Raw genomic sequence first — 24,895 nt, 5'->3', positions numbered from 1 at the left:
CCGGCCGGGTCCTGCGAGGCCGATATCCTCGAGTTCCTCCCGACGGCGCTCGACGAGACGCCCGTCACGTCCAGCGGTCCTCTTCGGGCATCTGGGTCTGCTCGTCGATTGGCTCGTCGGCCCCGATCGACGGCATGGCCGAGTTCTCCTCGGAGTCACGCTGTCGCATCTGCTGGCGGGTAAACTGCGGCTTCGCCCGGATCGATTTGGGCTCGCGGAACGATCGGTAGAGGCCGAACAGGACGACGGCCGTCACCAGGGCCGCGAGCAACGTCGCCTGTAGTGTCGAAAACGAGTACAACACGGCCGTCGATACCAGTCCGCCGGTCGCCACCAACCCCATGATCAACCGCGCGGCGAGTACGTCGAGCAGGTTGTCTGAATCCTCGATGTCGGCCCGGACGTAGAAGTCGTCACGGTCGATCCGGTCGAGCGTCGTCTCGAGTTTCGGTGGAATCCGCACCGCCGATCGCCCGGCATCGCTCACTTCCGTCACACGGTCGCGGACGAACTCCCTGGCGCTCTCCTCGAGATACCCCTCCTCCCTGAGGAAATCTGTCGCCACGTCGATGAAGTCGAAGTCCGGGTCCAGGGTCACACAGACCCCTTCGACGACCGTCGCGACTCGAAGGACAAGTGCGAGATTCGCGGGCAACCGGAGCGGGAACTCGTAGATGGTGTCCTCAACGCGCTGGATGATCTGCTGGACGCGATACTGTTCGATGTCTTCACCGCGGGCATCGGCGATCGCCAGTTCCAGCACCTCGGCCATGACTTGTCTGTCCGCCTCCGGGGAGAGCGTCCCCATCTCGATGAGGGCGTCCAGGATGGCGTCGATGTCCTGCTCGGCGACGGCCATGTAGAAGTCGATGATCTTGTTCTGGATGAACGAATCGACCCGGCCGCTCATCCCGAAGTCGTAAAACACCAGCGTCCCGTCGGCCTGGACCGCGAGATTCCCGGGATGAGGATCGGCGTGATAGACACCGTCCTCGACGATCATCTGGAAGTACGCCCGTTCGAGCGTCTCGGCCAATCGCGTCCGGTCGATCCCTTGCCGGTCGAGTTCCTCGACGTCCGTGATCTTCGTCCCCTCGACGTACTCCATCGTGAGGACGCGCCCGGTCGAGTGTGACTCGACGACCGGCGGAATCTTGATCCGGTCGTCGTCGGTGAAGTTACTCCGGATTTCGGTCAACATCCGGGCTTCCCGCCGGTAGTCCATCTCCTCGCGGATCGTCGTGGTGAACTCGTCGGCCAGCGTCTCGAGGGAGAACGACCGGGCGTCGTCGACGAAGTACAGCACCACGGGGAGCAACCACCGCACGACGCGCAGGTCGGCCTCTACGAGATCCTCGACGCCCGGCCGGCGCACTTTCACCGCGACCGGATCGCCCTCGACCTCGGCGTAGTAGACTTGACCCAGACTGGCTCCACTGATCGCTTCGGTGTCGAAGTCGCTGAAGCGCTCGTCGATCGGCCCGAGTTCCTCGTTCAGGACGCCGCGTGCCTCGTCCCACTCGGCCGGCGGCACGCGATCTTGCAACTTCGTGAACTCTGCGACGTATTCCGGTGGGAGGACGTCCGGTCGCGTCGAGAGCAACTGTCCCAGCTTGATGAACGTCGGCCCCAGCGTCAGTAGCGACTGCAACAATTTGTCGGCGCGGTCGCGGCGCTGGGCGGCCGTCACGCTGCGGCTGGGACCGAACAGGAGGAACCGTCGACGGTCCCGGGCGTAGGTGAGGGCAAGCGGGAGGAACTGCCGGACGACGGTGAAAAACCGCCGGTAGGAGCGCAGAGACACCGAGTGGCCTCCACCTAGGCGTCCTCGACGGGGATCGACGTGCCCGACGTGACCGACGATTTCGGCAGGTGAACCTCTAGGACGCCCCGCTCGACCGTGGCGTCGGCCTCTTGGGCTGTCACGTCCGGCGGCAGCGGAAGTTCAAGGTCGAGGAACATCGATCGGTCCTCCGAGACGTACTCGAAGTCTCCGGGAACTGCTTTTTCCCGACGCGCCTCGACGACGAGTCGACCGCCGTCGACCCGGATGTCGACCGTCTCGGCAGTACTACCGGGGAGGTCGAACACCAGAAGGTAGGCGTCCTCGGATTCGAGCAGGTCGGCGAAGACCGCTTCGGGCAGGTCAGTCAACGCCTCGCGGAGCGATGTCATGGCCCGGACTTCGAGCGGTAGGGCCAAAAACGCGGTGGTACGCACAGCTAGCAGCCAGCGGCCCGTCCCGGCGATGCCGATCACCGGTGAACGACAGCCAACGCGAGGCGTTACGCTCACAGTGAGAGGATCCAGAACGCCGATGGAACCAACATGAGGAGGCCAAAGAGCGCCCCGGCGAACCCGACTTTCGCTACATCCCAGGCGACGCCGCGCTCGCGGCGATCCGCGATCAGGAACCGCCGGACACTCTCCCCGTCGATGCGGACGCTCACTTCGCCACCGCGACTCCCCGCCGTTTGATCGTAGTGGGCACGCCCGTAGACGTAACAGTCCTCGCCGGGATCGAGGCGGCGTTCGACGAAGCGCTGTTCGTTGCCGACCCGCAACTCGGCGACGCCGAGGTCGATCGTCCCGTCCTGTGGACTGACGTTCGGGTTCGCCGCGACGAACTCTCGGACCTCCGCGGGCGGGACGGTTCCGCCGGGGACCGTTACCGTGTGTTCTTCGAGTCGGCGGTCCGAGCCGGCCGGTTCGACCCGACAGCTGGCGGTGTCGTCTGCCAGCCGGAAGGGACCACCGAGCAGTCCCTCGTCGAGTGTCTTCCAGTACGTGTTCGAGCCCTTCCCGGTTCCGCTCGTCCGACGTTCTTGAACCTCCCACCCACAGATCAGACACGGCGAACCCGAGATCGGTGCCTCGACTGTCCCCGCGTCGGGTTCGGCGACCCCCTTCACCTCGACCGGCCCGGTCTCGTTGGGGAGTTCGTATACCGCCAGCGATTCGCCGCGGTAGACGCGCCAGGCGAACCACAGCTCTCGGGCGCTCAGAGCGACGACGACGAATCCGACCAATGCGACCATGCCAGCGACGAGGAGGGCTACGACCATTGGGTGGCGATTCTTCGCCGGGTATCAAGAGCGTTCCCCTGCGATGGTCGTCTCGGACCGTATGATCGTCGATACCCGGCTCGTCAGGCGAGTTCGTCCAGCCGCCGTACGCGCCGGTCACTCTCGACTGCGCCGGGTCGCTCGCTTGCGTCGAAGCGCTCGACGTGGATCCCGTCCAGGCCCGCATTTCGGGCAGCACCAATGTCGTGTGGACTGTCACCGACCATGACCCCCGTGTGACCGCTGCCGGCGACGTTCAGATCCGCCATCGCGCGTTCGACCGGTACCGGATCCGGTTTCCAGCCCAGCTCTTCATCACAACAGACGACGGTGTCGAATTCCTCCCGCAAGCCCAGTGCCTCGAGGGTCGGTCCCGTCAGGTACGGCTGGGAGTGAGTGACGATCCCCGTCGGTGCGTCGATCATCGAGAGCAACGTATCGGCGTCGTCGTAGAGATAGGCGGCTTTCGCCCGCGCCGTGGCGTCCTCGACGTCGTGGTAGATCGGCCAGAACGCTTCGGGGTCGAGTCCCCACTCCTGGAGCTGATCGTTCCGCGACCCGGTGAGGCCGTGCCAGAGAATCCGCATCTGCCGGTCGCTGAACTCGTATCCGAGTCGCTCGCCCACCTGATCGAACACCTGCCGGGGATAGTCAGCTTCGACGTCGATCAGTGTCCCATCGAGGTCGAACAGCCAGAAGTCGTACTCGGGCGGTTGACTCATCGCACGACAGTAGGGTGGTCCCCGCTATGAGCGTTCCGCCCGTCTCGCCGGGTGAATCTTATTGTCACGGCGACCACCTATTCGCCTATGCAAGACGAAGCCTGGGAGTCCATCGACGTGATCCACGACACGAAGGGAGAGCCACACGTCCTCCAGCAGAAGGTGCAAGTCTTCACTGCCGGTGTCACTGAAGAGTCCTCCGGCTACACGAAGCCGACAATGGAACACCGTCTCGTCCCGCTGTCCGACATTACGCAGTGAGTAGCGACCGCAGTAGACCAACTTCCCCTCCCAAAAGTGAGCGATTATTTCTAATCACTACTATAGTCGCTCTCCTCACTCAATCATATCTATCTGTCGACTACGACAAATCGGTATCACTGATCGATGTGCTATAAAGCGCGGAAATGAAGGACAACTTCTAATAGGAGGCCCTCACACATACTAGGTGGAGCGCCGCAGGCACCGGCGTTTGAAGCCCGTCGCACCGCCCCTGCCATCCCGGTAAGACGCGGTCCGAACGGGGACCCATCACATCACAATTGCGTCCTCGGAGAGGTCCCGCGTGGAAACGGGGGTGGAGGCGGGAATCAGTGTCCTTTCACTACTGCTTAGCAAGCCACTCAGCGACATCAGTACACCCGATTGCATTAAGCCGTCCCACAACAGGCTGAACGCCATCGCTCTCCGGAGATGGGGCATGCGTCTTCCCAAATGTCCCATGGAACCAACAGCTGACGCGTTCTCGCACGGAATCTGCATACCGTTGTTCGAATTTCGCTCGTTGAACTTCTCCTTCCCCACGCGCAGCAGCAGAGTATCCACGTCCCCATCGACCTTTCCGAGATTCCTGTGTCGTCTCCAGTATCATCTCAACTGGTCCGGCGACCGAGGCTGAAGGGAGGGCTGTCGGGTCCGCCGCAATTGTATCTGCGACAACGCCAGCAACAAGGTCTGCCAACAAGAGATGTGGATAGTAGAGCTCTGACTGGGCACAGTTTGTGATTGAGGGCGGAACTACGTCGATTGCAACGGCAGTCTGATACAGTTGATCTGCTCGGCCCTGATCACCGTCGACGATGGCTATCGTATCGTCAGTTGTCACACTCAGTTCGTCAAGGAGGATCGCAGAGTGAACTGCCTCAGCAAATGGAAGCTTGACATCGTCCTGATGAACGCAAATACCGACCTCCCCGTTACACCGCTCAAGGAGCTCTTGAACCTTCTCAGATGGGAGTAAAAGATCACGGCTTTTCGTCCGGAACGGGCGATAGCCGTCATCATATATTGTCTGATAGAGATCATCGAGGAGTGTGGCTTCTTGCGTCCGATTGAGAAGAACACCAACAGTCACTACGAGATCCTGCCGGTCTGTGGCGTCAAACCCGATAGATCGAGGCCGCGAGTCCTCATCCACAATGAAATCCTGCATTCGTGCGTAACTCAGTCTGTGAACCCTGGGGTAATGAAATAGGTGGCTCTGGTGAAACGCTTGACAGCGTCGGCTTCGACCGTTAGAACTAGGAAGATGAAACGGGAAACCGCCGATGATCTGTGTCGATGATCTCCCGCTTCACGAACAAAGTCGTTCAGTATCCTGGAGAAATCCACAGAGGAGCACTTGCTTTGCTGATCGAGATGCCACACATACCCGGCGAGATCGGCCTCCGCAGTCCGTGCACGAACCTGATACGGTGAATTTCGTGAACTTGTCCCGATGTATGCAGTCCACAACATCAAGCAGTCGCTAAATTCGTAAAATCGAGCTATGTCCGGCGATTTACCACGATCCAGTAAACAGACGAGCCGTTGGCTACGCGGTGAAATAGTGTATTAGGAGAATCGCGATTACGTCGAAGCCTTACTGGCGGACGACGTTGGTCGCGCGGGGGCCCTTCTCGGCCTGTTCGATGTCAAATTCGACTTCCTGTCCTTCTTCGAGGTCCGGGCCGCCGACGTCTTCCATGTGGAAGAATACGTCTTCGTCCGCATCCTCAGTCTCGATGAAACCGTAACCGCCAGTGTCGTTGAAGAAATCGACCGTACCAGTTGCCATTGCGAATCTATCGAAGGGAGGGGAATGTATAAGGCTTCCGAGAGATGGTGTACCACGGGTAATCGAGACACGTCCCACGACTGTGGACGTCTCTCACGCGAGATGGCCCTTTCACATGTCGTCCACGCGGAATGTTTCGTGAATCCCGAGCACCAGCGCAGGCACGACGATCATGAACAGGTGCTCCTCGATCGGGATCGCCAGCAGGTCGATCCCGGTTCGGAGTTCGATCGCGAAGACACCCACTTGGAGGGTGTACCAGTCCCAGACGTACGCCAGCGGATAGAGAACCGCAATCGTCCGCGCGGCACTCGTGATCGCCTCGGCCCGCCACAACAGCGCCAGGGCAAGTGCGCCGAAGACCACCTCCGTCGCGAGATAGGTGTACGGACCCAGGACACCGATATCGACAATGAGAGGGCCGGTAAAGGGACGGTACCACAGCGCGACCAGCAAGAGCGCGAGGAACACGTACGCTCCGCGGACGAGCAACATCGTCGCCAGTCGCGGCTCGGCTCGATGGGCGATGGCCGCCACCGCGCCGAACGCGAACACAGCGAGTATCGTTCCCGTCGGGAATATTCCGACGGCGGCCAAGACGCCAACACCGGCGAGGCCGGCCACGAGCACCCCCTCAGCTAGACGACGGGCACGTCGCGGCCCGAGTACGACGGCGACCGTCCGCTTGTTTATCGACCGGTCGTAAGCGAGGTCCTGAGCGTCGTCGATCACTTTGATCCCTAGCAGGACCGCAAGCAATACCGCCGCCAGACCGAGGGCCGTCGGCGTCAGCGAGCCGTGACCAGCGACGAACGCCCCCACAAGCGCCAGCGCGATTCCGACCGGGTACCCGCCGGTTGCGGATACAGGATTGGTATCCAGTTGTGGGGCGTGGAAGTATCCAAGCGCCCACGTCGGCGCGGTCAGCGCGGCGGCGCCTGTACCTGCGGTCAGCCACACGCCCGCCAGCGCTGACACGAAAACGACTCCGGCCACAAGCAGCGCGAGCCGACAGCCCCCGACAGACAGCGGGTGGTCGTCGTCCTCGCCGCGGACGAAGAAGTCGACGTAGCCGTCTTTGACGTGAGCGGTGTAGACGGCGGCGAAGATCGCCGCTGCGTGCAACGCGGCAACGGTCGGCGTGAACGCACCCGTTTCCCGGGCAGCCAGCAGCGATCCAGTCAGCGAGACGGCCACCGGAGGCAGCATAAACACCGGATGAACCTGCGACGCCAGCGCTCGGGCCGCCGGAACGGTGCCGGACCGGTGACGCGCGATCGCCATACATGTGTCTCGGTATCTGTCCGCATAGTCGTGTCGGCGCGCTCAAGTGTTGCTGGCGAACCGTCCGGACGACCCTGTTGTCCAAGTGGATACAGCCCCAGGCTCTCCTATGCCAGAGACGGCCATCGCCTGGTTCCGTCGTGACCTCCGCACGCGAGACAATCCGACGCTCGCGGCTGCCTGTGGGACCGATCGCGTCGTCCCCGTCTACTGTTTCGACCCGCGCCGGTACGGGCCGCGGGCGTTCGGCGGGAACGCATCCTTTGAATACCCGGGTCTCGGAGCCGGCCGTGCACAGTTCGAACGCGAGTCAGTGACTGATCTGCGCGAACGTCTCCGGGATGCAGGCAGGGACCTACTCGTCCGTCACGGCCGTCCGGACGAGGTACTGTCTGCCATTCTCGACCACGTTGGGGCCGACAGCCTGCACTACCAGACGCTCCCGATCCCGGACGAGCGAACGCACGAACAGCAGGTCCGATCGGTGCTGCCGGACGACATCACCCTCGAGCCTCACTGGACGCACACGCTTCATCACGTCGATGACCTTCCCACACCACCCGACGAGATTCCGGACACGTTTACGCCCTGGCGAAACGAAGTCGAAGCCGAGAGCCGCGTCCGCGATCCGATCGGGGTTCCAGAGGTTCCGCCGCTCCCGGACAACGTGCCCGAAATAGGCACGATCCCCGATCTCGATTCTCTCGATGTGGTCGGCGAGGTGCCCGACGACGACCGGATGGCCCTGGATTTCGAGGGTGGCGAAACGGCTGGCCAGCAACGTGTGGAAGAGTACATCTGGGAGACGGATTCGCTTCGGGAATACAAGCAGACTCGCAACGGCCTCATCGGCCGGGATTATTCCTCGAAATTTTCGCCGTGGTTGAACGTCGGCTGCCTGTCACCCCGTGAGGTCTACCAGGCCGTCCAAGCGTACGAACGCGAACGTGTCAGCAACGACTCGACCTACTGGCTCAACTTCGAGTTGCGCTGGCGGGACTTCTTCCAGTTTCAGTTCGCCAAGTACGGCGGGCAATTCTTCACACCGGGCGGCATTCGTGAGCGGACGGACTTGCAATGGTGTCGTGACGAGACGGACTTCGGGCGCTGGCAGGACGGGCAGACCGGCGTTCCCTTCGTCGACGCCGCGATGCGGGAACTTGCGGCGACGGGCTACGTCAGCAACCGCGCCCGTCAGAACGCTGCCTCCTTTCTGGTCCACGACCTCGGGATTGACTGGCGATGGGGTGCGGCCCACTACGAGCAGCATCTCCTCGATTACGACCCCGCCTCGAATTATGGCAACTGGGCCTACATCGCAAAGGTCGGCAACGACAGTCGCGAGGGCGGTTTCGACGTTCTCTCTCAGGCAGAGCGCTACGATCCCGGCGCCGAGTACATTCGACGGTGGTGTCCGGAACTCGACGGCGTGATCGTCGAATATGCGCGTGAACCCTGGCGGATGGACGAACACGAGCAACGCGAGCGCGGGGTCGTCCTCGGTGAGGAGTACCCCGAGCCAATTGTGGACCCCGAGCGCTTGTGAACCGAGATATCTACCCTATCCGACTGTTTCACTCGCTTGCACGCATACCGTCGCCAGTGCCGACTGCCATTCTCGTCTGGCACCGTCGGAACCTCCGCGCGCGACAATGCCACGCTGGCTGGGGCCGCCCGCGACGGCGGACCGCACCCGCTGTTCGTTTTCGATCCGCACTTCTACCGGAGCGAATACTCTGTGGGTTCGCCCGGGACGACCACCGGCCAGCCACTCGGTCGTCGAAAGCGCTTACTGATGGGTGTCCGAAGACGAGTATATGACCGCACGCTTTCCCGAGAACCGCAAGCACAACCTGGCGATCGAGTTCTCGCGGTACGCCGAATTTGGCGTCGGCGACGTTCTCGAAACCGAGGAAAACGAGGAGGTGACTGTCGAAGACTTCGCCTTCCGGTTCGAAACTGACGAGTTCGTCTACTGGTTCGAGGAACTCGACGGATCCTACACCGAGAGCGAGCTCGACGACTGGGCGCTGGTCGAAGAAGCCGAACGCGAGGAATACGTCGATCCCGGGTTCGAAAGCCAGCAGATCCCCGAACCGGACAGCGTTGACGATGCATCATGACGACCGATCCCTGTGACGGTTGTGGCCGCGAGGTTCGAATCGCCGGCGGGATCGGCGACATGTGGAGCAGCGAACAGTCAGCCACCGGCGGGATGATGTTAGAACTTGCCGACGGGACCGATCACTTTCTCTGTTCGGACTGCATCGAGGCGCTGCCTGACGAGCGCGAAGTCCGGGCGGAAGACGTGGCGGCCCTCGATGAGCGGACCGACTAAGGCCTGGCCCGCAACTCGAGGCTCGCTACGCGGGTTCTCCACTCCTGGATCCTCCCGCGAGGTATGTCCGTCGACGGGATGCATCCACTGGTCCGTGCCGTCCTCGCAGACGGTGCCGGGATTCTCCCGGCCGCTGGTCGCCTTCGTGGCGTGCGACCGAGACCGGGGTCGACCGTGCGGCGACTGTCGCCACGGACATCGCCGCCGATCTCGATGACGCACCATCCACGAGTGGAATGACGCATCGACCGAAGGGTTTTGCCGACGCTTCCCGGAGTGTGTTTCATGCTACGGCTGGCGGTGGCCACGCAGGCGGAAACGTACACTCGCATGCGTGATCCGCTCGAAGAGCGTGATATCGAGGTCGTCGGACTCCGTACAGATGAACGGGCAATTTCACTCGGCAGCGATCCGTTCCCCGATGTCGATGTCGGGTACGTTTTTCCTTCGCGTCTCATGGAGGGTGGCCTGGCAGACGCCGCGCTGGGCGTGCGCTGGGTCAACGATCGAGCGTCCGTCCTGCGCTCGCGCAACAAGGCCGAGACGCTCCGACGCCTTACAGACGCCGGCGTTCCGATTCCCGAGACCACGCTCGTCTCGAATCCCCTCGATCAGGACGCCCTCGTCGAGACGTTCGAACGGTTCGATCCGCCGGTCGTCGTCAAACCCAATTCGACAACTCGCGGGAACGGCGTCACCCTAGCTCACGACCTCGACTCGTTCCTTGGGATCTGTGATTATCTCGATCTCGTCCACGACTACCGGGCGACTGGCGATCGGTCGTTCCTGGTCCAGGAGTTCCTCCCCGGGGCCCGAGACTATCGCGTGATGGTCCTCGACGGCGAGTACGTCGGCGCGGTCGAACGACAGGTCGCCGGGCAGGATGACGACCGTTGGAAACACAACGTCCACCGGGGAGCGACCGCCCGGGCCGTCGACCTCCCGGCGAAACACCGTCGCCTCGCCGAACGGGCCGCGACGGCGTTGGAAATCCCCGTTCTCGGCGTCGATCTGCTGGTCACCGCCGACCGTGCCGTCGTTTCCGAGACGAACGCCCGCCCGACGATCGACGATGTCGACAAGTACGTCCCCGACTTCTGGGATCGACTTGCCCATCTGATCCGACGAACTGCCGACGATCCACACTCTTCGAGCCGATAAACTACCACTGTCTCTGGCGAGTAAGTCAGACTGACTCGATCACGAAATATCGCATGTAGTACTATTCGAAGTGGGTGTTGGTACTAACCACCACATCACATACCGCCTGGTCAATCTCTCGTCCCATTATTTACTAAACAAGTAACATATTGTTACAAAATCATTATTATTGACCGTGTATAATACATGGATGCGATGTCGGCAATCCAACTCCAGCGGTGCCCAGCCTGTGGGAGCGACGAGCGAACGAAAGTAGATCAACAGTCGGTACCGGGTGGGACTGACTGGCGTTACTACGAGTGCCACGCCTGTGGATACGAGTGGCGAGCCTGACAGTCCCCTCTCCGGTTGTCCCGACAGCGGTTCTCTTCGAGTACGATTCGACCGGGAGTCTTCGTCGACTGGACAGTTGGCAAGTCGCCTCAACAGCCGTTCTTCTTTGCATCCAACTCACGTGGCCGAGCAGTCAAGGTCGCGGGGCCAACTCAAGAAAGGTTGATGTTCGCCGAGTCTTCGACCGTTTCGAAGGTCACTTCGAGAATGCCGTTGTTGTAACTGGCGTCGGCACTATGCTCGTCAACGCGCGCGGGCAACTGGATGCGCTCGTGATACTCGCGCTGATCGCCTGCTGCGTCGATCGTGAGCTGTTCACCATCGCATTTGAGATCGATCGCGTCCTTCGAGACGCCTGGCAAGTCCGCGACGACACGTAATTGCTCGTTCTCCTCGTAGACATCGAAGTGGATATCGCCGGTCGACGCCTCGTTCGGATCATGCCGTTCGACGCGCATGTCGAACTCGTCGCTCATCATGTCGTTCATCATCCGCTCGAGTTCGCGAAAGAAGTCGTCGAAGGGATCGTCGCGGTCGTCTCTTCGCATGCACAGTGATACGGTCGAACGCGTCAAAAGCCTTCTGAACGTCGGAAAATCGGGCTGCACTCCTTCGAGGGGTGATTGTACGTACGTCCGTCTCTAGATGAGTATAGTGATATATACATCCTTCACGAGTCTCGATCGTGGGATAGTCACACTTCACAGCCCCACATCGAAAAACATTTACTCAATGTTGCCGCTATCTATACGTGGAGCTATACTACTATGAGTGCAAGCGATCCGGTCCGTATCGGGATCAACGGCTACGGTCGAATCGGCCGCTGTACCCTCCGAGCTGCGCTGGAAAACGACAATGTCCAGATCGTCGGGATCAACGACGTGATGGACTTCGAGAAGATGGAGTATCTCACGAAGTACGACAGTGCGCTGGGCAACTTGCCGTACGACGTCGAGCGCGACGGTGACACGCTCACTGTCGACGGAAACGATATCGACCTGCTCAACATCCAGAGTCCTGAGGAGCTGCCGTGGGACTCCCTGGACGTCGATGTCGCCATCGAGTCGACTGGAATCTTCCGCACGAAGGACGAGGCGTCCGCCCACCTCGATGCCGGTGCTGACAAGGCCCTGATCTCCGCACCGCCGAAGGGTGATAAGCCTGTCCCGCAGTTCGTCTACGGCGTCAACGACGACGAGTACGACGGCGAGGACGTCGTCTCCGCCGCGTCGTGTACCACCAACAGTGTCTCGCCGCCGATGTACGTCCTGCTCGAGGAGTTCGGTGTCGATGCCGCAGAGATGACCACGATCCACGCCTACACCGGATCCCAGGCCATCGTCGACGGCCCCAAGTCCAAGACCCGACGTGGCCGCGCGGCCGCCGAGAACATCGTCCCGACGACAACCGGCGCTTCGACCGCGACGCCGGACATCCTGCCCGAATTGCAGGGCAAGTTCGAGGCCATGGCGATCCGCGTTCCGGTCCCGACCGGCTCGATCACCGAGATCGTCGTCGATCTGCCCGGTAACCCCGATGTCGAGGAGATCAACGCCGCCTTCGAGAAATACGCCGAGGGTGAACTCGAAGGTTCGATGGGTGCCACCGACGACCCGATCGTCTCGCGTGACATCGTCGGCTGGGAATACGGTTCCTGTGTCGACCTGGGCAAGACCTCGACCGTCCAGGGCGGCAAGCTCGCGAAGATCTTCGCCTGGTACGACAACGAGATGGGCTATACGGCCCAGATGATGCGGCTGGCCGAAGACATCGTCTGATCACCGGATCCACTCGACCCCGTCGTGTACAGGGACGCAATTTCTTTCAACATACAACACGCACCAATCATGGCTGCATTCAACACGCTCGATGACCTCGCAGATGGACAGCGCGTTCTGGTCCGCGTCGACCTCAACTCACCGGTCGAGGACGGCGTCGTCCAGGATAACCACCGGTTCGACCGCTATGCGGAGACGGTTCGGGAACTCGCCGATCGGGACAACAAGGTTGTCCTGATGGCCCACCAGGGCCGACCCGGCCGGGACGATTTCGTTTCCCTCGACCAGCACGCCGAGATCCTCGAAGAGTACGTCGGCAAGCCGATTCAGTTCATCGACGACATCTACGGCGACGATGCTATCGACGCCATCGAGGCACTCGACGCTGGCGAGATTCTCCTCCTGGAGAACACCCGGATGGCCGACGACGAACTGCCCGAGAAGGCCCCTGAAGAGCACGCCGAGAGCGACTTCGTCCAGACGCTGTCGCCGTACTTCGACGCCTTCGTCAACGACGCCTACTCGGCGGCCCACCGCGCCCACGCCTCGACGGTCGGGTTCGCCCTGGCACTGCCGGCCTATGCCGGTCGTGTGATGGAAGCCGAGTACGAGTACAACACTGGCGTCGCCGAACGCGCCCGCGAAACCGAGGGTCAGGTTACGATGGTACTGGGTGGCAACAAAAGCGAGGACGTCATCAGCGTCGTCAACAACCTCGGCGACGCCATCGACACGTTCCTCATCGGCGGCCTGCCCGGCGAACTGTTCCTTCGCGCGGAGGGCAAGCCGGTCGGGTTCGACGTCGGCGGGATGGACCTGCTGGACGACCAGTGGGACGAGACCAAAGATACCCTCGAAGATCTCGTGGCGAACCGCCGCGACGAGTTCGAACTGCCCACTGATTTCGCCTACGAGGACGACGACGGCGAGCGCGCCGAAATCGCACTGGCTGACATCGAGGAGAAAGACACGGGCTACCTCGATATCGGCCACGACACCATCGACGAATACGTCCCGATCATCGAGGACAGTGAGGCCGTCTTCGTGAAGGGCGCAGTCGGCGTCTTCGAGGACGAGCGCTTCAGTGACGGCACGGTCGAACTCATCGACGCGATCGGTCGCACCGACTGCTTCTCCGTAGTCGGTGGCGGTGACACCGCCCGAACACTGTCGATGTACGGACTGAGCGAGGACAACTACGACCACATCTCCATCGCCGGCGGGGCGTACTTGAACGCTCTCACCGGCCAGGAACTGGAAGCCGCTGAAGTGCTGATCGAGCAGGCCAACTGATCGCGTCCGGTTTCGACGCTCTAGTTTCCTCGTTTTTCGCGGTGCGGTTTCGACATGGGCCGTTCTCACCAGTTTGCGTCTATATTGAACGGACCGACGCCATCAGTGCCCGCAGACAGCAGCCGATCGGGCGGGTGACCAATCGTTTTCACACCTCGCGCCGTAGCCACGCAACATGCAGATCGGCGTCATCGCGGACACCCACGACGATAGCGACGTCATCGAACAGGCAGTAACCCACTTTGCGGCCGAGGACGTTGAGGTGGTCATCCACTGTGGGGACATCGTTGCACCCTTCTCGGCGACACCCTTCGATTCGGACTTCGACTTTTATGCCGTCCGGGGCAACAACGATGGCGAGTGGGCGCTGGCTGACACGGTCTCCGCATTCGGCACCTATCTTGGTGAGATGGGGGAGTTGACCTTCGACGAGACCGACATTGCGGTCTATCATGGTACGAGCGAACCGATAGTCGACGCCTTAGTCGACGCGGGGACCTACGACTACGTACTCCACGGCCACACCCACGAGCGCGCTCGGGAAGAACGGAACGGCACGGTCCGGCTCAATCCCGGCGGCGTCCCGATCCCCGCGGCTCCGAATCCGCCCGCAGCCGTCGTGATCGACACCGGGACGGGCGAGATCGAGACCGACGAACTCCGGTGAACTGTTCCGGTCGGTCCTCGATCGCGGCATCCGCTCTTCCTCGGTCGAAAACACTATTCGCGTTCCCGCGTAGCTCCTGACATGAACGACGCCACGCTACGTGACCCCGCCGAGACGGCCGTTCGACAGTGCATGGGCCTAACGCCCGCGGAGTCTTGTCTCGTCGTCACCGATGACAAGCGCCGCCCGATCGCCGAGGCGCTGTATGCAGTCGCCAGTGAGATTACCGATGATGCGATGGTCATTCAGTACCCGCCGGGCGACCAGCACGGCGAGGAACCCCCTGGGGCCGTCGCCGCGGCGATGGCAGCCGCGGACGTGGTCCTCGCCCCGACAACCAAGAGCGTGAGCCACACACGCGCCCGGACCGAGGCCAACGAGGCAGGCGCACGCGTCGCAACGCTGCCCGGAATCACCGAGGACGTCTTCAAGACGGGCTTGAACGTCGATTACGAGTCGATTCGCGAGCACTGTGTGTCCATGCGTGAATCCGTCCGGGACGCCGATGAGATCCGTGTCACGTCAGATCAGGGGACCGACATTACGCTCGCTCCCGGCGACCGCGAGTGGCAGCTTGATGCTGGGGTCGTTCACGAGCCAGGCAAGATGTCGAACCTCCCCGCCGGGGAGGTCTTTCTCAGTCCGACGACTGCCGACGGGACGATCGTCGTCACGGGGACGATGGCTCCCCACGGGTTACTCGATTCGACCGAGGCCATCCGCATCGAGGTCGAAGACGGGTACGTCACTGAGATAGACGACGACGTCATCCGCCAGCAGGTCGCGGAGGCCGCAGACGTAGTCGGAGATGACGCCTACAATCTCGCGGAGTTCGGCATTGGCACCAACGTCGGTGTCAGCCAGCTGGTCGGATCGGTCCTCTTAGACGAGAAAGCGGGTGGAACTGTTCACTTCGCGATCGGGGACGACGCCGGCTTTGGCGGCGACACCGACGCGCCGATCCATCTCGATGGGATCCTTCGACAGCCGACTGTGTTCGCCGACGGCGAGCGGATCGACTTGCCTGAGGGCCGATAACGCCGACGGAGACCCGGCGCTTGTTCCACATGGGATCGCACTGACGGAGTGTCCGTCGTCCGTTCGAAACGCGATAGCGCCGACGCTCCCCTTTTACGTTCGCGTCGAGTAGCCGGTCGTATGAGCGAATCCACGCGGCGAGTCGGACTCCCCTGTCCGGCCTGTTCGCCTGATCTCGAAACAGTCCACGAGGTGTTGCGCGAAGGCGGTCAGGCGACGGTCCGGTGTACGGAGTGTGATCACGTCCACAAGACGGCTCTCTCCGAGGAACGGACGGTCGAACGTGACGTTGTCGTCTCTCAGGACGGCGAGTCCTTCACCGCGACGACCGAGCCACCGGCCGAAGAGAGCCTCGCGGTGGGCGAGGAGTTTCTTCTGGACACTGACGAGGCGATCATGACCGTCCGGATCACGAGTCTCGAAGTGGCCGACGGCCGCGTCGAAGCGGCCACGGCCGAGGACATCGAGACGATCTGGAGCCGGGCCGTCGGGAACGTTAGTGTCAACGCCACGGTCCATCCGAAGTCGGGGGCCCACGACGAGACGCGAGGCGAGACGCTACACGTCCCCGGTGACTACGAGTTCGTCGTCGGGGCGACCGATGACCTCGGGGACTTCGAGTTCACTGTCGAGGGCATCCACCTCCGAGACGACGCACGAGGATACGACCACGAGAAGCTCGACCACGACCGGGACAGCGCCGTCGCGAAGGACGTCAATCGGCTGTACCTCCGCGACGAGACTAGCGACGCCTGGTCGGCGTGGTGAGAGCATGGGACGCTGGTGGGGGGATGCCCGCGATAACTCCGGCCGCGATGGGGCTCCCCGCGAGGCCGACGGTGGCGAACCCGACTGGGAGCGCCAGCGCGCCGCGTTGATCGAGGGCCTCCGCGAGCGCGACCGTGTCAGCGACTGCGCGCTCGAAGCGCTGGCGGCAGTCCCCCGCCACGAGTTCGTTCCCGAGTCCCGCCGCCGAGACGCCTACGCCGACCGCCCTCTGTCGATCGGCCAAGGCCAGACCATCAGCGCCCCGCACATGGTCGCGATCATGGTCGACCGCCTCGAACTCGAACCCGGTCTGGAGGTACTCGAAATCGGCACTGGCTGTGGGTATCACGCGGCCGTCACCGCCGAAATCGTCGGCGCGGAGAACGTCTACAGCGTCGAATATCATGCCACCCTGGCCGACCGCGCCCGCGTCCGACTCGAACAGCTCGGATACGGCGAGATCTCGATCACCGTCGGCGACGGCCACGCGGGCTGGCCCGAACACGCACCTTACGACAGAACGTACCTCACCTGTGCAGCGGCCGAAATCCCGAGTGCCGTCCTCGACCAACTCCGGCCCGACGGTCTCTTTCTCGGGCCGATCGGGCGGGACCGCCAGACGCTGATCCGTGCCCGCAAGCGAGCGGACGGGTCGATCGATCGCGAGTCCTTTGGCGGCGTCCGCTTCGTCGAGATGCAGGGCGGAACGGACTGAGCGCACTCGGCGACGATCACCGGGGAGCGGATAGTTAATGAGGGTGCGCTCGTAACGGAAACCGATGGATCCCGCGGTACTGCGCGAGGACATGGTCGACGGGCTGCGCCACGAGAGTCGGGGGACTCTCTCGGACGACGCCGTCGCGGCGGCGATGTCCACGGTCCCTCGACACGCCTTCTTCGATGACAACCGTACAGCCTACGCCGACCGGGAGACCGAACGCCTCGGGACGCGCGTCCTCGCGCCCAGCACCGCGGCACGGCTGCTCGAAGCACTGGCCCCCGAACCCGACGATTCGGTGCTGATCGTCGGGGCCGGGATCGGCTATACGGCAGCCCTGGCCGCAGAGATAGTCGGTTCGAGCCACGTTCAGGCCATTGATATCACTCGCCGAGTCGTCTACGAGGCACGGAAGAACCTCGCGCAGGCGGGCTACGACGCCGTGTTCGTCGACTGCCGGGACGGTGCCGAGGGACTGCCTGAATACGCCCCATATGACAAAATTCTGCTGGAAGCCGCCGCCGTGAACCCGCCGCGGGCACTTCTCGAACAATCGGCTCCCGGGGGCCGACTGGTGATGCCGTTGGGTGCCCACGACCAGCACCTTGCGGTGCTTGAGGACGGCGACGTCGTCGAGCGGCGCGGTGCGGTCGCATTCAATCCATTGCTCGTCGAGGGCGAGGAGGTCGGGGCCGTCGAACGCAACCGAACGCGCCGGGAGGACCGCGAACGTGCCCGACAGGCGGCCCAGTCTAGGGCCGGCTGGGAGCAGGACTGGATCGACTGGGACGGCTAGTGAGCGGTCCGTCGATCGAATCCAGAATCGGAGACGGGGTAGTCGCCGTCTCGTCGGTAACAGCACCTGTCGATTGAAAAAGTAGTTTTTTGTGATGGGTGGATGAATTCTTGTTCATGTTCGGGTACTCCAAGATGGCTATCTGTCTCAGGTGGTGCCGGGCAGCGGGACGACACACAGCGGGAGTCAAGTCGGCTGGGAGGGGAAAGACCGATGGCTGGTGACCGAGCCGTCGACGGTCCGGACGACGGTCTCAATCGTCGCCGCTCCCTTGATATCGGCTCGCTGCTGTCGGACGGTGTCGACGGGCTCGCGTCCGTCACCGGCGCGCAACTCGTGGTCGTTCTCGCCGGTCTCGGCATCGTCAGCACGGCGCTCTGGCAGACACTCTTCGTGACGGCCATCGAGTCGCTGCTGACGTATGCCCGGGAGAACGTCGGTGCTACCACCCCGGAGATGCAGCGTGCGATCACGCAACTCGAGACGACGATGGAGTCGATGGGGATGGCCGTCGACTTGTCGGTGCCGGTGATCCTCGTGGTCCTGGTCGTGCTCGCTCTGGTGAGCGAGGCGGTCATGATCGTCGCGGCGCGCGCGTTCGCTAACGACACACTCGACGGGATTCCGACCGACCTCGCGATGCGTCGCCTCCCCGTGGCGACGCTGTACGGGTTCTTCGGTGGCTTGCTGGTGATGATCGCCATCTCGCTTGGGCTGGTATTCCTGTTGGTCCCCGGGATAGTCGTCTACGTCGGGACGCTCTTTTTTCGCCAGGAGGTCGCGATCGCTGACAAAGGTCCGCTTCAGGCTATCTCCGGCAGCTGGGCGCTGACGAAGGGCAACCGCTGGCTCCTGCTGGCACTGGCGCTGGTGTTGATCGTCGTCGGCTACGTCGCCGGATTCGTGGTCGGCTTCGTCCCCGGCACGGCCGGGATGATCGTTCACACTATCGTGACCAGTGCCGTCGGCGTCTTCGCGATCGCCGTGATCACGAACGCGTACGTCCGACTCCAGGATCCCCAACGGCCCTAGCCCTTTCCGAACGGCGGGGGACGATCTCGAACAATCGATTTATCTCCGCGGGCAGCCAGCAGACACATATGAACGTCAAGTCCTGCCACCACCTCCGGGCGGACGCCATCGCGGCGATCGAGGACGCCCTCGCTGACGGCCTGGGCGTCGAACTGGACGCCGATACCTACGAGAAGGTCTCCTTCGAGGACAGCGACTGGGAAGTCGTCCTCGTCGACGGCGAACCGGCTGTCTTCTACGTCCCCGGCGAGTCCAATGGGAATGACGATCCGTTCCTTACCGTTCGCGGTGCGAACGCCCACCCTCCGGCGGAGAACATCGTCACGGTTGACGCCGGCGCGATCTCGTTTGTCTCCGACGGCGCAGACGTGATGCGTCCCGGCATTGTCGAGGCAGACGAATCCATCACAGCCGACGACCTGGTCGTCATCGCCGAAGAAAACCACGGCAAGGTCCTGGCGGTCGGTCGGGCCCGCGTCGACGGCGCTGACATGCTCGGCGACGAGGGCAAGGTCGTCGACACAGTCCACCACGTCGGTGACGACCTCTACGAGTTCTCGGGCTGACGAGTGCGCCCTCGTGAGACACGCTAGGGGAACGTTATTCCACGATACGAGCAATCCCACGCCATGAGTCGCGTCTACATCGCCGGAAGCATCAATCCGGACGTCACGGCACGCGTCGAATGCCGACCGCGACCCGGCGAGACGGTGCCCGCGGAGTCCATTGCCTTCTCGGCGAGAAAGGAGCCAATCAGGCGATTGCAGCCGCTCTCTCCGACGCGGCCGTCGAGTTGATCGGCGCCGTGGGTGACGACCGGTTCGGCGAGGAACTCCTCCCGTGACGAAAGACACCTCTGTCCCCCTGCCGAACCTGGACCATGACGGATCGAGTTATCATCGACACCGACACGGCGACCGATGACACGCTTGGCATTTTGCTCGCAGTTCTCTCGGACCGCGCCGACGTCGAGGCACTGACGATCGGTGCCGGCAACGTCGACTTCGATCGCCAGGTCGAGAACGCGAAGTACACCCTACAACTCGCTGACGCCGCCGAAGAGATCCCTGTTTACGAGGGCGCGCGAACGCCGCTGGTCAAGGATCACGACCACGCCACCGACGTCCATGGCGAGGGCGGGCTCGGTCCCGATCTCGTTCCCGACACCGACGTCCCTTCGGCCGAGGAATTCGCGCCGGCGTTCATCGCCGACGCGGCTCGCGAGCATCCCGGCGAGATTACACTTGTTTGTCTGGCGCCCCTCACCAACCTCGCCCTCGCTCTTCAACGCGAGCCGGATCTGGGTGACCTCCTTGCGGATGTCGTCGTCATGGGCGGCAACGTTCACACGCCCGGCAACATCACGCCGGCCGCCGAGTTTAATTTCTGGGCCGATCCCGACGCCGCGAAGATCGTTCTCGGCGAACTCGACGTCACGCTGGTCGACTGGGGCCTCACGCTGCGGGACGGCACGCTCGATGGGGCCGCCGAAGAGCAGATTCTCGACGCCGCCGAGGACTCCCGGTTCGCTGCGTTTTACGAGACGGTCTTCCAGTCGGATCCGGACGCCGAAGGCACAGGCCCGGACCGCAAGGAGACGCTCCAGCCGGACGCACTTGCGGCTGCTGTGGCCATTGCGCCCGAACTGGTCGAGGAGCGTGGAAGCTATGCCGTCGACGTGGACGAACGCGAGGGGCTGACTCGTGGGTACACGGTCGTCGATACGAACGGCGTCACGGACCGCCAAGCCCACACTGATGTGATCGAGTCCGTCGACGCGAACAGTTTCCGGCAGCTACTCGTCGACATGCTCGTTGCCGACGATCCTGGTCGGTCGTTCAGGTAAGCCTTCACAGAGCTAAATTCACGGGAGTCACATCAGTCTCTGGCCGTTCTTTCACGCGAAAGGACACTCGAATCAGCCAAAGCAGTTGATGTATCCTAACGAGAGGTCATATCAGAATCCATTTGCACACGCACGAACAGGTTGACCCATGTGTCCTCGCAGGCGGACGGTTCTCAAAGCCGGTGCCGGAATCGCCGGGATCGGTCTCGTGGGTGGGTACGTCCAACGACGCCGTCTGAAGCGCTGGGATGCGATCGAAGCGTTTCGATCGACTACCTCACAGTCCATCCCTTCGATAGATCGGGAGTGGATTGTCAGCGACGACCACTTGCGGACGGCTCATGCACGCGCAGTCGAACAAGTGGATGTTGCCCTCGACACCTTCGATTCTGACCGGTTTGTGGACTTGCGAGAGCGACTTTCGACGACATACCGTCCCGAAAATGTGGCTGCACTTGCGGCGGACTATCACTCGATCGATCAAACCCGACTCGAACTGTTGGCAAAGTATCGGTTTGTACGATCGAGTGTGGTATGGGAGCTTGCGAGACGTGGGTCAAGTGCGTACGATGAGAGCGCCTACAAACGGCGCCGAGCGCAAGTCACGGAGATACTCGACACGACAACTCCGCAGTACCGTGGCGATTCGCTTTCCGAAACGATTCTCGTCGTGGGGAAGGCCGAAGAATTGCTCAATCGGGCTGGCGCTTGGTCTGACGGAGCAAGACAAAAAGAGCCGGGAAACGGTGATCCAAACCTTGAGGACCGATGGCGAGACATCGAGAATGCCTATGCATTAGCTCAGGACGCCCGAGAGATCCTTTCAGCTCGCAGCGGCCCCTCTCGGGAATCCGTTCTCCACACCACATTTGAACGACTCGCACATCGCGTGGTGACCGTTCGCGAAACGACCGCGGATGCCACAGAGTGGGATTTCTCTGCGTTTCACGAACAAATGGTGTTTCTTGATCTTGTTCCATCGCCTGATAATAACGTGCACTTTCGGCACAGCCGTCCGGAAGAAGGGCTCGAAGACGGGCTTGCAGTCGCGATCAGGGAATCATTGTTCGAGATACCCCGAATGATTGCCGCCTGGTCGTTCGCCAATATCCCTCATCCGCAGGCCTGGGCGGAGAAGGACTACGAGTACGGTGCGACGGGAGCACAGATCCGTGCCGAAAAACGCGAAGCGATCAGCGCAGTCGAGCGAGTTCGTAAACAGTATCCCGTTGGGAACCCCCTCGCAGCGCGGCTTTGCCGATATTCCCTTGAATGTCTCGAACTCGCTGATGAGATGCTCGGGGATCTCGCTACCAAGCCGAACAGGTATGACGACCGGGAATGGGTAACCCACCGCGACGAAGGGGTTCTGTTCTATCGCTTTGGGAAGCTGTTCGCCCAAGCGATCCCACAAACTATCGCAATGATTTCGGAGTGAGTACCGCCCAATTCGTGCTTCATGGGACAAGGATACTGGTATGTATATGATTTGAGTGGTATTCCTTGGCACGGATTTCGTCCATCGGTGCGGGTGCACTTACCTTCGGTATTCTCACCGTTGTCTTGATTGTCATGGGGGTCATCGGTGGGCCTCGGCGGGTAGACAACGACCGCATCAGTGGCGGGCCCATCCCTAAAAGGGACACAGACACCCTCTAGGATACCCGGTTGTCTTTTGATCTGCTGCCTACCGCTTCTAACGCGGTCGATAGATTGGTACACATAGTCGGAGACGACGCGTTCGTCAAACGCTACGCATTGACTGGTGCAGTCGCTATCGGGCAGAACGCACGTCGAAAAGACGGATCGTCGGAGTTTAGCCGAAGAGTTCGCCGAGACCTTCGCCGCTGGCCTCTTCGTCCTCGTCGTCGCCTTCGTCTTCGTCGTCGGCTTCTGCTTCTTCGGCTTCCTCGTCGTCGTCGCCTTCGTCGGCGGTTTCGACTTCGCCACCGGCTGCGCCGCCGGTTGCGGCGGGCACGGCAGCGGCTTCCTCGACGGCCTCGTCGATGTCGACGTCCTCCAGCGCGGCCACGAGGGCCTTCACGCGGGATTCCTCGACGTCGACGCCAGCGGCCTCGAGAACGTCCGTCAGGTTGTCTTCGTTGATCTCTTCGCCGGTCTCGTTCAGGATGAGTGCTGCGTAAACGTATTCCATGATTGTATCCTCCGTTGTTAGTCGAACATTGCGCCGAGCGCATCGCCACCGTCGCCGTCATCGTCATTGTCATCGTCCGCCTCGTCGGCGTCCGCGACGTCTTCGGCGTCGGTGTCGTCCTCGGTATCGGTCGTGTCTTCGTCTGCCTGTTCCTCGGGCTCGGGTGCCTCGACATCTTGGAGGTCCTCGGGGAGGGCCTCCGGGTCGTCGATCTGCCCGGCGAGTGCGCGCACCTGTGCGTCGGCCTTGCTCACGAGGTCGTCCGCGAGGTCGGGGCTCTCGATGGACGCCTGCAGGCCGAGGCTCTTTGCCTCGCCGCGGGCCTTCTGGAGCAGCGCCGGTCCGGTCTCGGCCGTCGGGAAGACAGCGTTGACCGAGAGGTTCCGGGCGCGGCCGGCCGCAGCCTGGACATCGCTGCGGTACTGATCGACATCCAGTTCGAGATCTTCCGGTTCGAAGAGGACGCCCTCGGCGTACACCGCTCGCAGATCCAGCCCGACTTCCTTGGGCTCGATACCGAGTTCGGCAAGTACGTTCGCCAGGTCGGCCGAAACTTCCTCGCCGGATTCCAGCACCGCCGAGTCCTCGAGCACCTGAATCGACCCTTCCTGAATGCGGGCGTTCGCGCCGACGCTCTGGAGCTCGCCGACGAACGGCCCGGGATCGATACCGGTGTCGCCCTCGGGGATCACGATCTCGTTGGGGGCGACCTCACCAGCGTTGATCGGTGCCGATGTCTTCGAGGCCTCGAGTTGCTGGAAGAGGCTGAACGGATTGTCGTTCGTGCCGATCAGACCGACGTGGCCCGAGACGAACTGTGTCAGCTCCTCGAAGCCGTCGTCGATCTGGTCCAGTGCACGCTCGACCAGCGTATTCCGGCTGACGCGCAACTCCGCGGTGCCATAGAGGTTCCGGCGCATGTCTTGGAGCTGCTGACTGGGGATCCCTGTCAGGTCGACGATGCCGACACTGTCGTAGTTTTCGAGCGTGGCGACGAGGTCGTCGATCTCCTCGCGCTTCCACTCGGGGATCGTCTCAGTCTTGCGCTCGGATTCGGCGCTCATCAGGCCACCTCCACGGCGGGACCCATCGTGGTCTTTACGTACACCGAGTCGAGGTTCAGCGGTCCTTTCTCCAAGTCGGCGTGCAACCGGCGGAGGATGACGTCGACGTTGTCGGCGATCTCGTCGGCGTCCATATCCTCAGCACCGACACGCGTGTGGAACGTGCGCCGATCGCCGCTGCGCAGCTGGACCGTGTTTTTCATCCGCTCGACGACTTCGACGACGTCGTCGTCGGGCTGGAGCGGTTCGGGCATCTTCCCTCGGGGACCCAGCACGGTCCCGAGGTACCGACCGATGTCCTGCATCATCGACGCTTCGGCGATGAAGAAGTCAGTGTCGTCGGCGAGGTCTTTCGCGTGGTCATCGTCGTCACCCAGGTCTTCGAGGTCGTCGCCATCGAGTACGTCGTCGGCGACTTCCTCGGCTCGCAGGGCGGTTTCGCCTTCGGCGAAGACCACGATCGTCGTCTCCTGGCCGGTGCCGGCCGGAAGCACGACGCCCTCGTCGATGCGATTCGACGGATCGTCAAGGTCTATGTCGCGCAGGTTGACTGCGAGGTCCACCGTCTCACGGAAGTTCCGCTCGGGTGATTCCTCGAGTGCGCGAGAGACTGCATCCTCTATGTCCTGATCTGCCATTGTTCACCTCCGTAGTACGCCCCGTGGCTCCTACGGGTCAGTGAAACAGGCGTCTGCCTGTCTCGCTTGAAGGCACGCCGAAGCGACACTTAAACCCGTCGAACCGGCCGAGTGAGTCCGTATTCGGCGATTCGGGGACTCTC

At 62.3% G+C, this 24,895-nt stretch carries 29 protein-coding genes and 1 pseudogene; 19 read left to right on the top strand and 11 right to left on the bottom strand.

Annotated elements, in window-relative coordinates:
* Positions 1 to 64: 64 nt before the first annotated feature.
* From BN2694_RS06120 to BN2694_RS06105, 4 genes are all read right to left on the bottom strand, one after another.
* On the bottom strand, positions 65 to 1,804 hold the full coding sequence (locus BN2694_RS06120; protein ID WP_135663574.1) for an ABC1 kinase family protein: 1,740 nt from the start codon (positions 1,802 to 1,804) through the stop codon (positions 65 to 67).
* 14 nt (positions 1,805 to 1,818) lie between these two features.
* Complete coding sequence (locus BN2694_RS06115) at positions 1,819 to 2,175, bottom strand: Hsp20/alpha crystallin family protein (RefSeq protein ID WP_135663573.1); 357 nt, start codon at positions 2,173 to 2,175, stop codon at positions 1,819 to 1,821.
* A gap of 116 nt (positions 2,176 to 2,291) precedes the next feature.
* Positions 2,292 to 3,065, bottom strand: a complete 774-nt coding sequence (locus BN2694_RS06110; protein ID WP_244605370.1) for a hypothetical protein — start codon at positions 3,063 to 3,065, stop codon at positions 2,292 to 2,294.
* 83 nt (positions 3,066 to 3,148) lie between these two features.
* A complete protein-coding gene (locus BN2694_RS06105; RefSeq protein WP_135663572.1) occupies positions 3,149 to 3,787 on the bottom strand; it encodes an HAD family hydrolase in 639 nt (212 codons plus the stop codon).
* Between the two features lie 87 nt (positions 3,788 to 3,874).
* Here BN2694_RS06105 and BN2694_RS17010 point away from each other — a divergent pair, with 87 nt between their 5' ends.
* A complete protein-coding gene (locus BN2694_RS17010; RefSeq protein WP_167879970.1) occupies positions 3,875 to 4,048 on the top strand; it encodes a hypothetical protein in 174 nt (57 codons plus the stop codon).
* A gap of 343 nt (positions 4,049 to 4,391) precedes the next feature.
* On the opposite strand, the gene BN2694_RS06100 is transcribed toward BN2694_RS17010, so the two are convergent.
* On the bottom strand, positions 4,392 to 5,219 hold the full coding sequence (locus tag BN2694_RS06100; protein WP_135663571.1) for a hypothetical protein: 828 nt from the start codon (positions 5,217 to 5,219) through the stop codon (positions 4,392 to 4,394).
* 237 nt (positions 5,220 to 5,456) lie between these two features.
* Here BN2694_RS06100 and BN2694_RS18000 point away from each other — a divergent pair.
* A pseudogene (locus BN2694_RS18000) lies at positions 5,457 to 5,546 on the top strand (IS5/IS1182 family transposase); the annotation flags it as partial.
* Between the two features lie 102 nt (positions 5,547 to 5,648).
* Here BN2694_RS18000 and BN2694_RS06090 read toward each other — a convergent pair.
* Together BN2694_RS06090 and BN2694_RS06085 are read right to left on the bottom strand one after the other, a co-directional pair.
* Positions 5,649 to 5,843 carry a cold-shock protein gene (locus BN2694_RS06090; RefSeq protein WP_008526685.1) on the bottom strand — a complete coding sequence of 65 codons (195 nt, stop codon included), beginning with the start codon at positions 5,841 to 5,843 and terminating at the stop codon, positions 5,649 to 5,651.
* A 111-nt stretch (positions 5,844 to 5,954) separates the two neighbouring features.
* Positions 5,955 to 7,127 (bottom strand): lycopene cyclase domain-containing protein, encoded by a 1,173-nt coding sequence (locus BN2694_RS06085; RefSeq protein ID WP_135663570.1) that lies wholly within the window; start codon positions 7,125 to 7,127, stop codon positions 5,955 to 5,957.
* 109 nt (positions 7,128 to 7,236) lie between these two features.
* Between BN2694_RS06085 and BN2694_RS06080 the strand changes: the two genes are divergently transcribed.
* The 5 genes from BN2694_RS06080 (at position 7,237) to BN2694_RS17390 (ending at position 10,959) form a co-directional block, all read left to right on the top strand.
* Positions 7,237 to 8,673 carry a DASH family cryptochrome gene (locus BN2694_RS06080; RefSeq protein ID WP_135663569.1) on the top strand — a complete coding sequence of 479 codons (1,437 nt, stop codon included), beginning with the start codon at positions 7,237 to 7,239 and terminating at the stop codon, positions 8,671 to 8,673.
* A 271-nt stretch (positions 8,674 to 8,944) separates the two neighbouring features.
* A complete protein-coding gene (locus tag BN2694_RS06075) occupies positions 8,945 to 9,250 on the top strand; it encodes a hypothetical protein (protein ID WP_135663568.1) in 306 nt (101 codons plus the stop codon).
* Entirely contained in the window at positions 9,247 to 9,465 is a 219-nt protein-coding gene (locus BN2694_RS06070; protein WP_135663567.1) for a DUF7561 family protein, read from the top strand. Before BN2694_RS06075 ends, BN2694_RS06070 begins: the two co-directional genes overlap by 4 nt.
* 285 nt (positions 9,466 to 9,750) lie before the next feature.
* Positions 9,751 to 10,626, top strand: coding sequence for an ATP-grasp domain-containing protein (locus BN2694_RS06065; protein WP_135663566.1), 876 nt, complete (start codon positions 9,751 to 9,753; stop codon positions 10,624 to 10,626).
* 195 nt (positions 10,627 to 10,821) lie between these two features.
* A complete protein-coding gene (locus BN2694_RS17390; RefSeq protein WP_210408917.1) occupies positions 10,822 to 10,959 on the top strand; it encodes a hypothetical protein in 138 nt (45 codons plus the stop codon).
* Between the two features lie 152 nt (positions 10,960 to 11,111).
* Here BN2694_RS17390 and BN2694_RS06060 read toward each other — a convergent pair whose 3' ends face one another.
* Positions 11,112 to 11,507 (bottom strand): Hsp20/alpha crystallin family protein, encoded by a 396-nt coding sequence (locus tag BN2694_RS06060; protein ID WP_135663565.1) that lies wholly within the window; start codon positions 11,505 to 11,507, stop codon positions 11,112 to 11,114.
* 219 nt (positions 11,508 to 11,726) lie between these two features.
* Between BN2694_RS06060 and gap the strand changes: the two genes are divergently transcribed.
* The 12 genes from gap to BN2694_RS06000 all read left to right on the top strand — a co-directional run bounded on the left by gap (position 11,727) and on the right by BN2694_RS06000 (position 22,333).
* Entirely contained in the window at positions 11,727 to 12,737 is a 1,011-nt protein-coding gene (gap, locus tag BN2694_RS06055; RefSeq protein ID WP_135663564.1) for a type I glyceraldehyde-3-phosphate dehydrogenase, read from the top strand.
* Between the two features lie 69 nt (positions 12,738 to 12,806).
* On the top strand, positions 12,807 to 14,030 hold the full coding sequence (locus BN2694_RS06050) for a phosphoglycerate kinase (protein WP_135663563.1): 1,224 nt from the start codon (positions 12,807 to 12,809) through the stop codon (positions 14,028 to 14,030).
* Between the two features lie 175 nt (positions 14,031 to 14,205).
* Entirely contained in the window at positions 14,206 to 14,697 is a 492-nt protein-coding gene (locus BN2694_RS06045; RefSeq protein WP_135663562.1) for a metallophosphoesterase, read from the top strand.
* 81 nt (positions 14,698 to 14,778) lie between these two features.
* Positions 14,779 to 15,735 carry an aminopeptidase gene (locus BN2694_RS06040; RefSeq protein ID WP_135663561.1) on the top strand — a complete coding sequence of 319 codons (957 nt, stop codon included), beginning with the start codon at positions 14,779 to 14,781 and terminating at the stop codon, positions 15,733 to 15,735.
* 120 nt (positions 15,736 to 15,855) lie between these two features.
* Positions 15,856 to 16,503, top strand: a complete 648-nt coding sequence (locus BN2694_RS06035) for an HVO_0476 family zinc finger protein (RefSeq protein ID WP_135663560.1) — start codon at positions 15,856 to 15,858, stop codon at positions 16,501 to 16,503.
* Between the two features lie 4 nt (positions 16,504 to 16,507).
* Entirely contained in the window at positions 16,508 to 17,218 is a 711-nt protein-coding gene (locus BN2694_RS06030) for a protein-L-isoaspartate(D-aspartate) O-methyltransferase (RefSeq protein WP_135663559.1), read from the top strand.
* A gap of 64 nt (positions 17,219 to 17,282) precedes the next feature.
* Positions 17,283 to 18,017: a protein-L-isoaspartate O-methyltransferase family protein gene (locus tag BN2694_RS06025; protein ID WP_135663558.1), complete on the top strand. Its 735-nt coding sequence runs from the start codon at positions 17,283 to 17,285 to the stop codon at positions 18,015 to 18,017.
* 213 nt (positions 18,018 to 18,230) lie between these two features.
* Entirely contained in the window at positions 18,231 to 19,049 is an 819-nt protein-coding gene (locus tag BN2694_RS06020; protein WP_135663557.1) for a hypothetical protein, read from the top strand.
* Positions 19,050 to 19,117: 68 nt separating this feature from the next.
* Positions 19,118 to 19,615, top strand: a complete 498-nt coding sequence (locus BN2694_RS06015) for an RNA-binding protein (RefSeq protein ID WP_135663556.1) — start codon at positions 19,118 to 19,120, stop codon at positions 19,613 to 19,615.
* A 119-nt stretch (positions 19,616 to 19,734) separates the two neighbouring features.
* Positions 19,735 to 19,893: a PfkB family carbohydrate kinase gene (locus BN2694_RS06010; RefSeq protein WP_135663555.1), complete on the top strand. Its 159-nt coding sequence runs from the start codon at positions 19,735 to 19,737 to the stop codon at positions 19,891 to 19,893.
* Positions 19,894 to 19,929: 36 nt separating this feature from the next.
* On the top strand, positions 19,930 to 20,895 hold the full coding sequence (locus BN2694_RS06005) for a nucleoside hydrolase (protein WP_135663554.1): 966 nt from the start codon (positions 19,930 to 19,932) through the stop codon (positions 20,893 to 20,895).
* A gap of 148 nt (positions 20,896 to 21,043) precedes the next feature.
* Positions 21,044 to 22,333 (top strand): hypothetical protein, encoded by a 1,290-nt coding sequence (locus tag BN2694_RS06000; RefSeq protein WP_135663553.1) that lies wholly within the window; start codon positions 21,044 to 21,046, stop codon positions 22,331 to 22,333.
* A 378-nt stretch (positions 22,334 to 22,711) separates the two neighbouring features.
* On the opposite strand, the gene rpl12p is transcribed toward BN2694_RS06000, so the two are convergent.
* From rpl12p to BN2694_RS05985, 3 genes are read right to left on the bottom strand one after another with little or no spacing between them, the layout of a single operon-like run.
* Positions 22,712 to 23,050, bottom strand: a complete 339-nt coding sequence (rpl12p, locus tag BN2694_RS05995; protein ID WP_135663552.1) for a 50S ribosomal protein P1 — start codon at positions 23,048 to 23,050, stop codon at positions 22,712 to 22,714.
* Between the two features lie 17 nt (positions 23,051 to 23,067).
* On the bottom strand, positions 23,068 to 24,114 hold the full coding sequence (locus tag BN2694_RS05990) for a 50S ribosomal protein L10 (protein ID WP_135663551.1): 1,047 nt from the start codon (positions 24,112 to 24,114) through the stop codon (positions 23,068 to 23,070).
* Complete coding sequence (locus BN2694_RS05985; protein ID WP_135663550.1) at positions 24,114 to 24,752, bottom strand: 50S ribosomal protein L1; 639 nt, start codon at positions 24,750 to 24,752, stop codon at positions 24,114 to 24,116. Before BN2694_RS05985 ends, BN2694_RS05990 begins: the two co-directional genes overlap by 1 nt.
* Positions 24,753 to 24,895: the final 143 nt, after the last annotated feature.

The organism is Halorhabdus rudnickae, assembly GCF_900880625.1.
GTDB lineage: Archaea > Halobacteriota > Halobacteria > Halobacteriales > Haloarculaceae > Halorhabdus > Halorhabdus rudnickae.
This window is presented reverse-complemented; position numbering and strand designations above follow the sequence as displayed.

Coding starts and splice junctions, on each gene's coding strand:
- BN2694_RS06115 (WP_135663573.1), bottom strand. CDS start 2,175: ATGACATCGCTCCGCGAGGCGTTGACTGACCTGCCCGAAGCGGTCTTC.
- BN2694_RS06110 (WP_244605370.1), bottom strand. CDS start 3,065: ATGGTCGTAGCCCTCCTCGTCGCTGGCATGGTCGCATTGGTCGGATTC.
- BN2694_RS06105 (WP_135663572.1), bottom strand. CDS start 3,787: ATGAGTCAACCGCCCGAGTACGACTTCTGGCTGTTCGACCTCGATGGG.
- BN2694_RS17010 (WP_167879970.1), top strand. CDS start 3,875: ATGCAAGACGAAGCCTGGGAGTCCATCGACGTGATCCACGACACGAAG.
- BN2694_RS06100 (WP_135663571.1), bottom strand. CDS start 5,219: ATGCAGGATTTCATTGTGGATGAGGACTCGCGGCCTCGATCTATCGGG.
- BN2694_RS06090 (WP_008526685.1), bottom strand. CDS start 5,843: ATGGCAACTGGTACGGTCGATTTCTTCAACGACACTGGCGGTTACGGT.
- BN2694_RS06085 (WP_135663570.1), bottom strand. CDS start 7,127: ATGGCGATCGCGCGTCACCGGTCCGGCACCGTTCCGGCGGCCCGAGCG.
- BN2694_RS06080 (WP_135663569.1), top strand. CDS start 7,237: ATGCCAGAGACGGCCATCGCCTGGTTCCGTCGTGACCTCCGCACGCGA.
- BN2694_RS06075 (WP_135663568.1), top strand. CDS start 8,945: ATGACCGCACGCTTTCCCGAGAACCGCAAGCACAACCTGGCGATCGAG.
- BN2694_RS06070 (WP_135663567.1), top strand. CDS start 9,247: ATGACGACCGATCCCTGTGACGGTTGTGGCCGCGAGGTTCGAATCGCC.
- BN2694_RS06065 (WP_135663566.1), top strand. CDS start 9,751: ATGCTACGGCTGGCGGTGGCCACGCAGGCGGAAACGTACACTCGCATG.
- BN2694_RS17390 (WP_210408917.1), top strand. CDS start 10,822: ATGTCGGCAATCCAACTCCAGCGGTGCCCAGCCTGTGGGAGCGACGAG.
- BN2694_RS06060 (WP_135663565.1), bottom strand. CDS start 11,507: ATGCGAAGAGACGACCGCGACGATCCCTTCGACGACTTCTTTCGCGAA.
- gap (WP_135663564.1), top strand. CDS start 11,727: ATGAGTGCAAGCGATCCGGTCCGTATCGGGATCAACGGCTACGGTCGA.
- BN2694_RS06050 (WP_135663563.1), top strand. CDS start 12,807: ATGGCTGCATTCAACACGCTCGATGACCTCGCAGATGGACAGCGCGTT.
- BN2694_RS06045 (WP_135663562.1), top strand. CDS start 14,206: ATGCAGATCGGCGTCATCGCGGACACCCACGACGATAGCGACGTCATC.
- BN2694_RS06040 (WP_135663561.1), top strand. CDS start 14,779: ATGAACGACGCCACGCTACGTGACCCCGCCGAGACGGCCGTTCGACAG.
- BN2694_RS06035 (WP_135663560.1), top strand. CDS start 15,856: ATGAGCGAATCCACGCGGCGAGTCGGACTCCCCTGTCCGGCCTGTTCG.
- BN2694_RS06030 (WP_135663559.1), top strand. CDS start 16,508: ATGGGACGCTGGTGGGGGGATGCCCGCGATAACTCCGGCCGCGATGGG.
- BN2694_RS06025 (WP_135663558.1), top strand. CDS start 17,283: ATGGATCCCGCGGTACTGCGCGAGGACATGGTCGACGGGCTGCGCCAC.
- BN2694_RS06020 (WP_135663557.1), top strand. CDS start 18,231: ATGGCTGGTGACCGAGCCGTCGACGGTCCGGACGACGGTCTCAATCGT.
- BN2694_RS06015 (WP_135663556.1), top strand. CDS start 19,118: ATGAACGTCAAGTCCTGCCACCACCTCCGGGCGGACGCCATCGCGGCG.
- BN2694_RS06010 (WP_135663555.1), top strand. CDS start 19,735: ATGCCGACCGCGACCCGGCGAGACGGTGCCCGCGGAGTCCATTGCCTT.
- BN2694_RS06005 (WP_135663554.1), top strand. CDS start 19,930: ATGACGGATCGAGTTATCATCGACACCGACACGGCGACCGATGACACG.
- BN2694_RS06000 (WP_135663553.1), top strand. CDS start 21,044: ATGTGTCCTCGCAGGCGGACGGTTCTCAAAGCCGGTGCCGGAATCGCC.
- rpl12p (WP_135663552.1), bottom strand. CDS start 23,050: ATGGAATACGTTTACGCAGCACTCATCCTGAACGAGACCGGCGAAGAG.
- BN2694_RS05990 (WP_135663551.1), bottom strand. CDS start 24,114: ATGAGCGCCGAATCCGAGCGCAAGACTGAGACGATCCCCGAGTGGAAG.
- BN2694_RS05985 (WP_135663550.1), bottom strand. CDS start 24,752: ATGGCAGATCAGGACATAGAGGATGCAGTCTCTCGCGCACTCGAGGAA.